7 protein-coding genes are annotated in these 14,104 nt (G+C 27.7%); 5 read left to right on the top strand and 2 right to left on the bottom strand.

Annotated features, from left to right (window positions below; genetic code table 11):
• Window positions 1-4: 4 nt before the first annotated feature.
• On the top strand, window positions 5-3,127 hold the full coding sequence (locus KO506_RS13530) for a S41 family peptidase (protein ID WP_215995453.1): 3,123 nt from the start codon (window positions 5-7) through the stop codon (window positions 3,125-3,127).
• Window positions 3,128-3,196: 69 nt separating this feature from the next.
• On the opposite strand, the gene uvrA is transcribed toward KO506_RS13530, so the two are convergent.
• A complete protein-coding gene (gene uvrA / locus KO506_RS13525; protein ID WP_215995452.1) occupies window positions 3,197-5,989 on the bottom strand; it encodes an excinuclease ABC subunit UvrA in 2,793 nt (930 codons plus the stop codon).
• Window positions 5,990-6,209: 220 nt separating this feature from the next.
• Here uvrA and KO506_RS13520 point away from each other — a divergent pair, with 220 nt between their 5' ends.
• Both KO506_RS13520 and KO506_RS13515 read left to right on the top strand, forming a co-directional pair.
• A complete protein-coding gene (locus tag KO506_RS13520; protein WP_215995688.1) occupies window positions 6,210-6,794 on the top strand; it encodes an RNA polymerase sigma factor in 585 nt (194 codons plus the stop codon).
• Between the two features lie 317 nt (window positions 6,795-7,111).
• The gene (locus tag KO506_RS13515) at window positions 7,112-7,735 is read left to right on the top strand and encodes an SDR family oxidoreductase (protein ID WP_215995451.1); all 624 of its coding nucleotides are present in this window, start codon (window positions 7,112-7,114) and stop codon (window positions 7,733-7,735) included.
• Window positions 7,736-7,957: 222 nt separating this feature from the next.
• On the opposite strand, the gene KO506_RS13510 is transcribed toward KO506_RS13515, so the two are convergent.
• On the bottom strand, window positions 7,958-8,614 hold the full coding sequence (locus KO506_RS13510) for an endonuclease III domain-containing protein (RefSeq protein WP_215995450.1): 657 nt from the start codon (window positions 8,612-8,614) through the stop codon (window positions 7,958-7,960).
• Window positions 8,615-8,731: 117 nt separating this feature from the next.
• On the opposite strand from KO506_RS13510, the gene bcp reads away from it, so the two are divergent.
• Together bcp and KO506_RS13500 are read left to right on the top strand one after the other, a co-directional pair.
• A complete protein-coding gene (gene bcp / locus KO506_RS13505; RefSeq protein ID WP_215995449.1) occupies window positions 8,732-9,184 on the top strand; it encodes a thioredoxin-dependent thiol peroxidase in 453 nt (150 codons plus the stop codon).
• Window positions 9,185-9,311: 127 nt separating this feature from the next.
• Window positions 9,312-14,051: a T9SS type A sorting domain-containing protein gene (locus KO506_RS13500; protein WP_215995448.1), complete on the top strand. Its 4,740-nt coding sequence runs from the start codon at window positions 9,312-9,314 to the stop codon at window positions 14,049-14,051.
• The last annotated feature ends 53 nt before the right edge of the window (window positions 14,052-14,104 follow it).

The following is a 14,104-nucleotide window of genomic DNA, read 5'->3' as shown; positions in this document are numbered from 1 at the left end:
CATTATGAAACGCTTAATTAATTTATTCATTCTCTTTATAACTTTTACCCTTTTTTCTCAAAACAACGAAGTTTACTTTACCTTAAAACCAACCTTAACGCCAGATGGTAGTACCGTTATTTATAGTTATCAAGGAGATTTATGGAAAGTTTCTTCTAATGGAGGAGATGCGTTTAGATTAACAGCTATGGATGGCACAGAAATAGATCCAAGTGTTTCTCCTGATGGAAAATGGTTGGCTTTTTCTAGCAATCAATATGGGAATTATGATGTTTATATTATGCCTTTACATGGTGGAGAAATAAAACAGCTTACTTTTCATCAAAGTAATGATAAAGTTACTTCTTGGAACTGGGATAGTAAAACCATTAATTTTACTTCTAACAGATTTAATAGAATTACCAATTTTACTATTTCTGTAAATGGTGAAACTCCAAAAAGAACTGTTCCGCATTATTTTAATACCATTCACAATGTAGTGCAACACCCAAAAACAGGTGATATTTTTTTTAATGAATCTTGGGAAAGTTCAAACTTTGCAAATAGAAAAAGATACAAAGGTGATTATAACCCAGATATAAAATCTTATAATTTTAAAACCAAAACATTTACCAAACATACATCTTACAGAGGTAAAGATTTTGGAGTTACCATAGATAAAAATGGAGCTATTTATTTTAAGTCTGATGAATATAAAGGCGAATACAATTTGTATCAATTAGAAAACGGAACTAAAAAAAGGCTTACAAACTTCTCTACATCTATGATGTGGCCCAAAGTTAGCGCAAATGGAAGTAAAATTGTTTTTAGAAAAGACTATCAAATTTATGTGTATGATGTTGCTAAAAAAACTTCTAAAAAACTAGAAATCAACATCAATAAAAATTCTACAATAGCTAAAAATCAATCGTATAATGTGAAAGGAAATATCACTTTTTTTGATGTATCTTCTGATGGTAAAAAGTTAGCTTTTGTATCTAGAGGAAGATTATTTGTTTCGGATGTAAAAGGGAAATTTATAAAAGAAATTGATACTAAAAAAGACGAAGCAGTTCAAGAAGTAAAATGGTTAAAAGACAATAAAACGCTTCTATATTCAAGGTCTTATAATGGTTATTACAATTGGTTTACGGTTGATGTTACAAATACATCAAACAAAAAACAAATCACAAAAAATAAGATGAATAACAGACAAATTACTTTTAATAGTGATTTAACCAAAGGTGTTTACTTATCAGGTAGAAATGAAATTCATATTATAGATTTAAAAACTTTTAAAAATGAGTTGGTTGTAAAAGATGAACTTTGGGGATTCTATAACGCAAACCCTTATTTTTCTCCAGATGATAAATACATAGTGTATAATGCCTACAGAGATTTTGAAGCAGATATTTTAGTGTACAATATGGCATCAAAAAAGACCATGAATTTAACAAATACAAAGGTTTCAGAATCAGAACCAGCTTGGTCTTCAGACGGAAAATATATTTATTTTACTTCAGAAAGAACAGCTCCGAGTTTTCCTAGTGGAGGAAATGGAGAATCGAAAGTGTATCAAATGGCTTTAGATAAGTTCGATAAACCTTTTAAAATGAATAAAGTAAATGAACTATTTGCAAAAAAAGATACTACAAAAAAGGATAAAAAGAAGCCTGAAATTAAGGTTGCTATAAATCCGAATGGGTTAATGGATCGTTTAACAAGGATTAGCCCAAGATTTGGAAATCAAAGAAATATTTCTATCATTACTAATGGTGATAAAACTGATATACTTTACATTTCAAATCACGATGAAGGAACTAGTAAATTATGGAAAACAACGATTGCACCTTTTGAGAATAATAAAACTGTAAAATTGGGTGATACACGTATTTTTGGTTATCAATATGTATCAGCAAAAAAGAAGCATTATATTTTAGCAAGTGGTAAAATTCATACTTTAAACCTAACTACCAATAAATTAAAAGCCATTGCAATAGATACTAAGTTTAATAAATCTTTATCTGATGAGTTTGAGCAAATGTATTTTGAAGCTTGGGCAGGAATGGAAGAAAATTTTTACGATGAGAATTTTCACGGTCAGAACTGGCAAAAATTAAGAGATACCTATGCAAAATATTTACCTTATGTTTCTAAAAGAGCAGATTTAAGACTAATTTTTAATGATATGTTGGGTGAATTAAATACATCGCATTTTGGTTTTAATTCTAATGGAGCTGAAGAAAAAATATATTACGGAACTAGAACTTTAGCTACAGGTATTGTTTTTAATAATGATAATCCTTACAAAGTAGAGAGAATTGTTGCAGAGAGTCCAGTTGATGTAAAAGATAAAGGAATAAATAAAGGTGATGTTTTAATTGCTGTAAATGGAGTAGAAGTTGATGTAAAGAAAAACAGAGAGTCTTATTTTACAAACCCAGAAAATAAAGATGAAATTCAATTAACTTTCTCTAGAAATAAAACCAATTTTGATGTTTACATTCATACCACTAGTTATCTTAACGTAAGAAACTTAATTTATGATGAATGGCAAGATGAAAATCAAGAGTATGTAGATCAAAAAACAAATAACGAAGTTGCTTATGTGCATATGAAAAATATGACTGGTGGAGAATTGACAAAATTTTACCACGATTTAATGAGTGATGAAGCGTATAAAAAAGGATTAATTTTAGATTTGAGATACAATACTGGAGGAAATGTACATGATGCCGTTTTAAATTTTTTACAACAAAAACAATACTTAAACTGGAAATATAGAGAAGGTAAATTAACAAGTCAGTCTAATTTTAGTTATGGCAATAAACCAATTGTTTTACTTATTAATGAGCAATCTCTTTCTGATGCAGAAATGACAGCTGCTGGTTTTAAAGAATTAGGTTTAGGTACCATTGTAGGTACAGAAACTTATAGATGGATTATTTTTACATCAGGTAAATCTTTGGTTGATGGTTCTTTTTACAGATTACCTTCTTGGGGTTGTTACACTTTAGATGGTAAAGATTTAGAATTAAATGGAGTTGCTCCAGATGTTTATATAGGTAAAGATTTTAAAGATCGATTAGATAAAAATACACCTCAATTAGATAAAGCTATTGAGATTATTTTGCGAAAAATAAAGTAAAATTAGAAATACAAGTATTCATTTTCAGACCTCACATGTTTTAAAAACCTGCGAGGTCTTTTTTTAATTCTAAAAATTCAACTTTTCTGCCAAATAAGGAGCAGTATAAGAGGATTTGTTTTTTGCCAATTGTTCTGGAGTTCCTTGAAAAATAAGGTTTCCACCATTTTTACCACCATCTAAACCTAAATCTATAATGTAATCTGCACATTTAATAAGTTCAATATTGTGTTCAATTACAACTACAGAATGCCCACGTTCAATTAAAGCATTAAAAGAGGCTAATAATTTTTTAATATCGTGAAAATGTAAACCTGTTGTGGGTTCATCAAAAATAAATAAGGCTTTGTCTTTTGTGTTTCCTTTTACTAAAAACGAAGCCAATTTAATTCTCTGAGCTTCACCACCAGAAAGTGTAGAAGAGGATTGACCTAAAGTAACATAACCTAAACCAACATCTTGCAAAGGTTTTAGCTTATTGGCAATTTTTGGGACTAAATTTTCTGAGAAAAAAGCGACAGCATCATCAATAGTTAAATTTAAAATATCATCTATAGATTTATTATCAAATTTAACTTCTAAAACCTCTTTTTTAAAGCGTTTTCCATTACAAACATCGCATTCTAAATGCACATCTGCCATAAATTGCATTTCTATGGTAACTTCACCTTCGCCTTTACATACTTCACAACGTCCTCCTTCTACATTAAAAGAGAAATGTTTGGGTTTGTAATTTCTGATGTTTGATAATTTTTGATTCGAAAATAAAGCTCTAATATCATCATAAGCCTTAATATAAGTAACAGGATTTGAACGTGAAGAACGTCCAATAGGATTTTGATCAATAAATTCTACGTGTTTTAGTATATCAAAACTGCCTTTAATTTCAGTATGTTGCCCAATTTTATCTCCAAAACCAGAAATCTGTTTTTGCATTGATGGATATAGAATTTTCTTTATCAGTGTACTTTTACCAGATCCAGAAACTCCTGTAATAACAGACAAACAATTTAAAGGAATAGTAACGTCTATATTTTGTAAATTATGTTCTCTTGCACCAATAATCTGAATGTTATTTTTTGATGTTCTTCGTTTTTTAGGAACCTCAATTTTCAACTCTTCATTTAAATATTTTGCGGTTAACGATTCTGATTTTAAAATTTCTTTAAATGTACCTTCTGCAACTACATTACCACCAAAGGTTCCTGCTTCTGGGCCAATATCTATAATATAATCAGCCTCTTTCATAATATCTTCATCGTGTTCAACCACAACAACTGTATTCCCTAAATCTCGTAGGTTTTTTAAAACTCCAATTAATCTCTCTGTGTCTTTTGGATGCAAACCAATACTTGGCTCATCTAAAATATACATGGAACCTACCAATGAACTACCTAAAGAAGTCGCCAAGTTAATACGCTGACTCTCACCACCAGAAAGAGTGTTCGAAGTTCTGTTAATGGTTAAATAGGAGAGACCAACATCTGTTAAAAACTGTAATCGATTATTTATTTCTGTTAACAATCGTTTTCCTATTTTCTCTTGATATTTGTCTAGTTTTAAGTTTTTGAAAAACACAGCTAATTCATCTAATGGTAATGAAACCAAATCTGAAATAGTTTTTTTATTGATTTTTACATAATCTGCTTCTTTTCGTAAACGTTTGCCATTACAAGTAGTACATTTCGTTTTACCACGATAACGTGATAACATTACTCTATTCTGAATTTTATAACTTTTTTCTTCTAAAACTGAAAAGAAATGATGAATTCCATTAAAAGATTTGTTACCATTCCAAACTAATTCTTTTTGTTTTTCTGATAATTCAAACCAAGGTTTATGAATAGGAATATCAAACTGATATGCCACTGAAATCAATTCTTCTTTGTAGTGAATATAAGAAGGCGTTCTAAAAGGAAAAATGGCATCTTCAAAAATAGATAAACCCGTATTTGGTATTACTAGATCTTCATCAATACCAATTACATTTCCATAACCTTCGCAAGTTGGGCAAGCTCCATAAGGATTGTTAAAACTAAATAAATGCGTATTGGGTTCTAAAAAAGACATTCCATCTAAATCGAACTTATTGCTAAATTCAGAAACTTTGTTGTCTGCTAAGTTTTCTATAAAACAGATTCCTTTACCTTCAAAAAAAGCAGTTTGTATAGCATCTGCTAATCTGTTGTAAAAATCTTCATCATTTTTAGTTACAATTCTATCAACAACTAAAAAAACAGCTTCGTTTTTATAATTCTCTTGAGGAAAATCTGATATTCTATACACAGAATCATTCCATTTTAATCTGGCATAACCTTGTTGTTCTAAAACCTGCAAAACCGTTTTTAAATCGCGGTTTTCATCAATAGTAATAGGAGCAAGGAGTAATAATTTTGTGCGCTCTTCAAACTCTTTTACAAAATTGACAACATCAGAAACTGTGTCTTTTTTTACTTCTTTACCAGAAATAGGAGAGTAGGTTTTACCAATTCTGGCATATAATAATTTTATATAATCGTAAATTTCTGTGGATGTACCTACTGTAGATCTTGGATTTGTAGAATTTACTTTTTGCTCAATAGCAATTGCAGGTGCAATACCTTTTATATAATCTACTTTAGGCTTATGCAGTTTGCCTAAAAATTGACGTGCGTAAGAAGATAAACTTTCTACATAACGTCTTTGGCCTTCTGCATACAATGTATCAAAAGCTAAAGAAGATTTACCAGAACCAGATAAACCCGTAATTACAACTAGTTTATTTCTTGGTATAACAACATCAATATTTTTTAAATTATGGAGTTTAGCTCCTTTTATGATTATGTTTTCTTTCGGATTTACAGTAGAAATATCAGTATTCATTCAATATAAATATAAGGTATAAAAATACCATAATTTTAAAGGACATAAAAAAAAGATTAATGCCAAATTTGTTAAAAAGTTTGATGGATTAAAAATAAAAGTTATATTTGAAGACTTAATATTCACAAAATTAGACGCATATAGTTAAAAACTACTTTTAAAATTATTAGTTAGAATAATAAAATTGAAGAACAACTTGTTCATCAAAAAAGTAGTTATGATGCAAAAAAAAACAATTTCAGATAGTACTTTAGTAAGTGATTATATTAGAGGAAATGAATCAGCTTTAGGTGTTTTAATCAAAAGACATCAACAAAGGCTTTTTAGCTTTATTTATAGTAAGGTTAAGGATAAAGACATTACAGAAGATGTTTTTCAAGATACTTTTATTAAAGTAATAAGAACCTTAAAAAAAGGTAATTATAACGAAGAAGGTAAGTTTTTACCTTGGGTTATGCGTATTGCGCATAATTTAGTGATTGATTATTTTAGAAAATCAAACAGAATGCCTGCTTTTAATACTACAGATGAATTTGATATTTTTTCTGTTTTAGGTGATGGGAATCTAAATGCAGAAAAACAAATTATACAAGAACAGATTTATGCTGATGTTAGAGAGCTCGTAAATGAGTTACCAGACGAACAAAAAGAAGTTTTGGTAATGCGAATGTATAAAGACATGAGTTTTAAAGAAATAAGTGAAAATACAGGTGTTAGCATTAACACAGCACTAGGTAGAATGCGTTATGCGCTTATAAATATGCGTAAATTAATAGAAAAAAATAAAATTATTTTAGTAAATTAACAATAAAGAGAATTTTGTGTCGTTACTTATTTATAACCAAGTTATTAAATAGTATATATGATGCAACTTTACTCAAGAAAGTCGTCTGAAATTCAGATGCAACCTAAACAAGAAACAGTTCAATTTTTGATTAATTTTTCCAAATCGCTAACTATTGTAAAAACCAAATCAAAAGGCTTCATTGAATTGAATTTGAATTAAGAGTGGAAAAAGCTTCAACTAATGTTGAGGCTTTTTTTAATGCCTAAATTTTATATCAACTAAAATTTACATTATATCAGCAAAAAAATACTTCTATTTTCAACGAAATTTGTGGTATGGAAAATATATTAGTAGCAGGTGCCAATGGTACCACAGGAAAAAAAATAGTAAATTTATTAGAATCATCACAGTATTTTAATCCAGTTGCTATGGTTCGTAAAGAGGAACAAAAAAAGCAATTTATAGAAAGAAATATACAAACAGTATTGGCAGATTTAGAAGGAGATGTTTCTCATACAGTTAAAAATATTGATAAAGTTATTTTTGCTGCAGGTTCTGGAGGTAAAAAAGTTAAAGAAGTTGATGAAAATGGGGCTAAGAAATTAATTAGAGAATCTGAAAAAGAGAATGTTAAAAAGTTTGTAATGTTAAGTTCTATGGGTGCAGATAACCCAAAAGGTGCAGATGATTTACAAGAATATTTAGAAGCGAAGCATAATGCAGATGAATTTCTGAAACAAAGTAATTTAATCTATTCAATTGTTAGGCCAGGTTCTTTAACAAATGATAAAGGCTCTGGGAAAATAGAATTAAAGCACAAACTAAACAAGCAAGGAAAAATTAGTAGAGATGATGTTGCACAAACTTTGGTTAGAGTTTTACATGATACTGCAGAAGTAGACGATACTTTCGAAATTATTAAAGGTAATACTTTAATTGGTAAAGCTATACCTCATTAATAGCCCCTTTAATTCCCCAAAGGAAAAAATACTCTACTTTTTACACAAAACAACCTTAAAATTTTCATTGGAATTTTAAGGTTGTTTTGTGTAAAATAATCTATATTTTGTTTATATATAACATCTTTCTCTGTGAATCTCTGTGTAATTATTTCCACAAAAATCAGTGTAAATCTGTGAAATCCGTGTCAAAATATTTAGAGAAATTAGTGCAATATATGTTTATTTTTTTGCTTTATAATAATCGTCTAAAACTGTTTTTCTACCTATTGTTTTTGTAATAATGTCTTTATCTAAATTCCAACCACGAGCAGGAGAATACTCACGACCATACCAAATAATTTGCAAATGTAAATCGTTCCATAACTCTCTTGGAAACAAACGTTTTGCATCTTTTTCAGTTTGATTTACATTTTTTCCGTTTGTTAAATTCCATCTGTACATTAATCTGTGAATATGTGTATCAACAGGAAAAGCTGGTACACCAAAAGCCTGACTCATAACTACACTTGCTGTTTTGTGCCCAACAGCTGGTAATTCTTCCAAACCTTCAAAAGATTCAGGAACTTCTCCATTATATTTTTCAATCAGTATTTTTGATAAACCATAAATTCCTTTCGATTTCATTGGTGATAATCCACAAGGACGAATAATTTCCTTAATTTCATCCACAGACATTTTAATCATATCAAAAGGATTATCAGCTTTAGCGAACAACAAAGGCGTTATTTTATTTACTCTAACATCTGTACATTGTGCAGATAACAAAACAGCAACCAAAAGTGTATAAGGATCTTTATGATCTAAAGGAATTGGTATTTCTGGATAAAATTCTTGAAGTGTATCAATTACAAATTGAACTTTTTCTTGTTTGGTCATTTTTTTGAGTTACAAAGTATAATAGTACCAAAGGTACAAAGTAATAATTGAAACCTTATTTTTAAGACTTTAAAATACTTTGTTACTTTGTATCTTTGGTACTTAAATAAAAACAAAATGACATCATTAAAAATAGGAGATAAAGCTCCACAATTTGAAGCAAAAGATAATGCAGGTAACACAATTAAATTATCAGATTATTCAGGTAAAAAATTAGTATTATTCTTTTATCCAAAGGCAAGTACACCTGGTTGTACAAACGAAGCTTGTGATTTAAGAGACAATTATCAAACTTTTTTAGCTAAAGGTTATGATGTTTTAGGTGTAAGTGCAGATTCTGCAAAAAGACAGCAAAATTTTATCAATAAAAATGAATTACCTTTTCCTTTATTAACAGACGAGGATAAAGCTGTTATAGAAGCTTTTAATGTTTGGGGACCAAAGAAATTTATGGGTAGAGAATATGATGGTATTCATAGAACTACTTTTATTATTGATGAAAATGGAGTTATTGAAGATGTAATTACTAAAGTAAAAACTAAAGCTCATACAGAACAAATTTTGAGTTAGAACGTAAATAATAGTTTTTTTTCATTAAAAAATACCTAGAAGTAGGTATTGTTTTTAATTATTTATTTGTTAATATTTGAAGTTAAATTTCAATTTTTACAAATTTATTAACTATAAACTATTAATAATGAAAATAAAATTACTTTTTATTATAGTATTCTTGTTTTTGAGTAATCATCTTATTTCTCAAAATGTTTTAATTACAGATACAAATTTTGAACAATCCTTAATAGATTTAGGATGGGATACTGATGGATTAAATGGTTCTCTATTAGAGAGTGATGCTGTTCTTATAGACAGTTTAGATATTCAAGACCCATTAAACAATACTAAATTACCAAATGTTACCGCTAAAATTAAAAGTTTAGAAGGTATAGAGGCTATGGTTAATTTGGTTTCTTTAGAAGCAGGAGTTAATGAACTTTCTTCAGTAGATTTATCAAAAAACGAACTTTTAAGTAATTTGTTTTTAAACGATAATTTATTAACAAGTATTGATGTTTCTAAGAATTTAGCATTAAAACGATTTGGGTTTATGAGAAATCAAATTACTGAAATAGATGTATCTATGTTGGTTAATTTGGTAGATTTATTTGTGTTTGAAAATCTAATAACAAGTTTAGATATTACAAATAACAAAGAGTTAGAATGGTTGTATGCAATTAATAATCAGTTATCAACAATAAATTTATCGAATAACACAAAACTAAAAAGAATAGACATCTATAATAATTTACTAACAACTATAGATGTTTCTATGTTAGTAGATTTAGAAGATTTAAGGGTAGCTAATAATCAATTAACGCATTTAGATATTTCTAATAACAGTAAATTATTTGCGTTTAATGCAAATAGTAATGATTTAGAAGTGTTGAATGTAAAGAATGGTAATAATTCTAATTTCACCTATTTTGATGCTACCAATAATACAGATTTAACTTGTATTCAGGTTGATGATGTTGCTTTTTCTAATACAAATTGGACAAGTAAAGATTCACAATCTATTTTTAATACAGATTGTGCTATCCCTGCAACTGTAAATTTTACTGATTATAATATGAAAACTGCTTTAGTTGCAGATAATACTATAAATACAAATGGAGATACAGAAATTCAGGTTACAGAAGCAGAAGCTGTAACTGGAAATATAACTTTAGAGGCTTTAAATATTGATAGTTTAACTGGTATAGAGTCTTTTAAAAATGTATCAGCTTTAATTGTTAGAAATAATAACTTAACTTCTGTGGATTTATCTAACAATACAAAACTAAATTTTTTAAGTATAGATAACAATCAACTAACAGCCTTAGATATTTCATCTTTAACAAGTTTAGAAACGCTGTATGCAGGTATAAATCAAATATCTGAAATAGATGTAACTAATAATTTAGCATTAAAAAAGTTATGGTTAAATATAAATAACATCAGTACTTTAGATATTTCTAAAAACACCAATTTAGAGGAATTAGAATTAGATTGGAACTATAATTTAGCTGCCATAGACCTATCTAATAATTTAAATTTATATAGAATCCATTTATGGAAAACTGCAATTTCTACTTTAGATGTTACTCATTTAGATAATTTAGAAAGGTTGTATGTTTCTGAAACCAATTTATCAACCATAGATATTTCTAAAAATTTAAAATTATACGATTTTAGATCAAATGGTAACCCAACAATACCAACTTATGACTTTTCTAATAATACTGAATTAACTAGAATCGATTTAACCAATTGTAATGTAGACAATGTAGATGTTTCTAAAAACATAAAACTAACACAACTTTTATTAGGTCAAAATAACCTAACAACTGTAGATATTTCTAAAAACACCTTATTAGAAGAATTGTATTTAAATAATAATAAATTAGATACAATAGATGTTTCTACACACCTAAATTTACATGATTTTACTTGTAATGATAATTTATTAATAGCTCTAAATATTAAAAATGGTAACAATATAAACTTTACCAATTTTGATGCTACAAACAATCCTGATTTAACTTGTATTCAGGTTGATGATGTTGATTTTTCTAATACAAACTGGACTAATATAGATGAACAATCTTTTTTTTCTACAGATTGCTCTTCTCCTTATGTAGAAATTCCAGATACCAATTTTGAACAAAATTTAATAGATTTAGGCTGGGATACTAATGGACTAAATGGAAATATCCTTTTATCTGAAGCACAGGTAATTGATAGCTTAAAATTATCAAAAACTGTAGACGCCATAGATAAAATAACAAATTTAACAGGTATTGAAGCAATGTCTAATTTAGTGTCTATTGAGGCTGCTTATAATGAAATTACTTCTGTAGATTTATCTCAAAACACATCACTTACTAATTTATTTTTAAATGATAACCAATTAACTACAATAGATGTTTCTAATAATACTGCTTTAGTACGTTTTGGAATTATGCGAAATCAGTTTACAGCTGTAGATGTTTCAATGCTATTAAATTTAAAAGATTTATTTGTACATGAAAATCAGTTAACGAGTTTAGATATATCAAATAATACAGAGTTAAATTGGTTATATGCTTCAGGTAATCAGTTGTCTAGTATTGATTTGTCATCAAATACAAAATTAGTGAGAATAGATATTTACAATAATTTATTGCCAAGTATAGATGTAAGTTTGTTGCCAGATTTAAGCGATTTTAGAACTGCAAATAATAAATTAACAGAGTTAGATGTTTCTAATAACATCAATTTACTTTCCTTTAGTTGTAATGATAATTTACTAACATCATTAAATGTAAAAAATGGTAATAATAGCAATTCAACATATTTTGATGCTTCAAATAATCCAAATTTAACTTGCATTCAGGTTGATGATGTTGCCTATTCAACAACAAACTGGACTCAAAAAGACGCTCAAACCATTTTTAAAACAAATTGTAATGAGGCAGTTGTTTACATACCAGATGTTAATATGAAAGCAGCTTTATTGGCTGATACTTTTATAAATACAAATGGAGATAATGAAATTCAAGTATCTGAAGCAGAGGCAATACATCAAGATATTGATAAAGGAGAAAGTTTAAATATATCTGACTTAACAGGAATTGAAGCTTTTATAAATATTACAGGTCTAGATGTTAGTAATAATAATTTAACAACTGTAGATTTATCAAAAAACACAAAACTTACTTGGTTAAGTATAGATGAAAATAGTTTAACAAATCTAGATTTATCTAATAATACAGTATTACAGACTATAAATATAAGTAACAATAATTTATCAAGTTTAGATGTTTCTATGCTTACTAACTTAGAAAATTTATTTGCTTATGATAATAAAATTGCTTCTATTGATGTATCAAAAAATATTAATTTAAAGAAAATTTGGTTAAATATAAACGAGTTAACAGCTATAGATTTAGCCACAAATACTAATTTAGAAGAATTACAGTTAGACTGGAATTTTAATTTATCAGCAATAGATTTTTCATATAATTTAGAATTAAATAGAATCCATTTATGGCAAACTGCAATAACAACAATAGATGTTAGTATGTTGCCAAAACTACAAAGATTATATGTTTCTGATACTCAAATAACAACTTTAGACATTACCAATAATCCTAAGTTATATGATATTCGATTAGGAGAAACAGATATAACAAGTTTAGATGTTTCTAAAAATGTTTTATTAGAAAGAATAGATGTCTTTAAAACAAAAATTACGTCTTTAGATATTTCTAAAAATACAAGTTTAACAAGCTTGTTGATGAACGAAAACGAATTTACGAGTATCAACTTATCTAAAAACGTACTTTTAACTGAATTAGTTGCCAACGACAATAAAATTGTAAATATTGATATTAATAAAAATACAAGTTTAACATCCTTAATTATCAATAATAACCTTTTAGAAAGAGCCGTTTTAAGAAACGGAAATAACACAGCAATTACAAATTTTGATATTACAGGAAACGAAAATTTAACGTGTATTTCTGTTGATAATGTTACTTATGCTAATGATAATTGGTTAAATAAAGATGCAACAGCAACTTATAGTACAGATTGTGATTCTGTTTGGGAAGTGTATACAGAAGACACTAATTTAGAAAGCTCATTAAATTCCATTGCTGGTTTAGATGATGATGGAGATGGAGTTATTACTTATGAAGAAGCACAATCATTTACTGGTGATTTAGATTTAAGTGGACAAAATATTACTGATGCTACAGGTTTAGAAGCATTTTCTAACGCTGCTAGTATAAATATTTCTGGGAATAGTATTACAGATATTAGTAGTTTATTAACTAGCCCAACAGTTGTAGTTAGTTCTAGAATTACAGGAGAAAAAAGAACATTTTCTAGAAATTCTAACGGAATTAAAAAATTAAATGTTGCTAATAATTTAATAGAAGAAATAGACATTACAGAAATTACAAGTATCACAGAGCTTATTGTTTCTAATAATAGATTAACTTATTTAAATCTTAATAATAATTCAAATTCTAGCATTATTACATTGGATGCAACAGGGAATCCTAATTTAAGTTGTATTCAAGTTGATGATATATTGGATGCAGAAGGAAATACAAACTGGAAAAAAGACAGCACAGCAAGTTATAATACTTATTGTCCTAAAACAGTTTTATCAACAGAAAACTTTTTAAAAGAAAATATTGCTATCTATCCAAACCCAGCAAGTACAAATTTTGAAGTTTCATTAACTAATGGTTTAACCTTAAAATCTATTGAAATTTACAATTTAGTAGGTAAAAGTATCATAAAAACAAAGAGTAATCTAGTTGATATTAATACTTTATCAAAAGGGATATACTTTGTGAAAATAAATACAGATCAAGGTTTTATAAATACTAAATTGATAAAAGAATAAGTAATTGTAAAGCACAAAAAAAGAGGAAAACATTACGTTTTCCTCTTTTTTTA

Origin of the sequence: Polaribacter vadi (genome assembly GCF_018861005.1) — a bacterium.
GTDB lineage: Bacteria > Bacteroidota > Bacteroidia > Flavobacteriales > Flavobacteriaceae > Polaribacter > Polaribacter vadi_A.
Note: the sequence above shows the minus strand (reverse complement) of the source record. Positions and strands in the feature narration are given on the sequence as shown.

Excerpts from the sequence above, each read along its gene's own strand:
- KO506_RS13520 (WP_215995688.1), top strand. The coding sequence starts at position 6,210 with ATGCAAAAAAAAACAATTTCAGATAGTACTTTAGTAAGTGATTATATT.
- uvrA (WP_215995452.1), bottom strand. The coding sequence starts at position 5,989 with ATGAATACTGATATTTCTACTGTAAATCCGAAAGAAAACATAATCATA.
- KO506_RS13530 (WP_215995453.1), top strand. The coding sequence starts at position 5 with ATGAAACGCTTAATTAATTTATTCATTCTCTTTATAACTTTTACCCTT.
- bcp (WP_215995449.1), top strand. The coding sequence starts at position 8,732 with ATGACATCATTAAAAATAGGAGATAAAGCTCCACAATTTGAAGCAAAA.
- KO506_RS13500 (WP_215995448.1), top strand. The coding sequence starts at position 9,312 with ATGAAAATAAAATTACTTTTTATTATAGTATTCTTGTTTTTGAGTAAT.
- KO506_RS13510 (WP_215995450.1), bottom strand. The coding sequence starts at position 8,614 with ATGACCAAACAAGAAAAAGTTCAATTTGTAATTGATACACTTCAAGAA.
- KO506_RS13515 (WP_215995451.1), top strand. The coding sequence starts at position 7,112 with ATGGAAAATATATTAGTAGCAGGTGCCAATGGTACCACAGGAAAAAAA.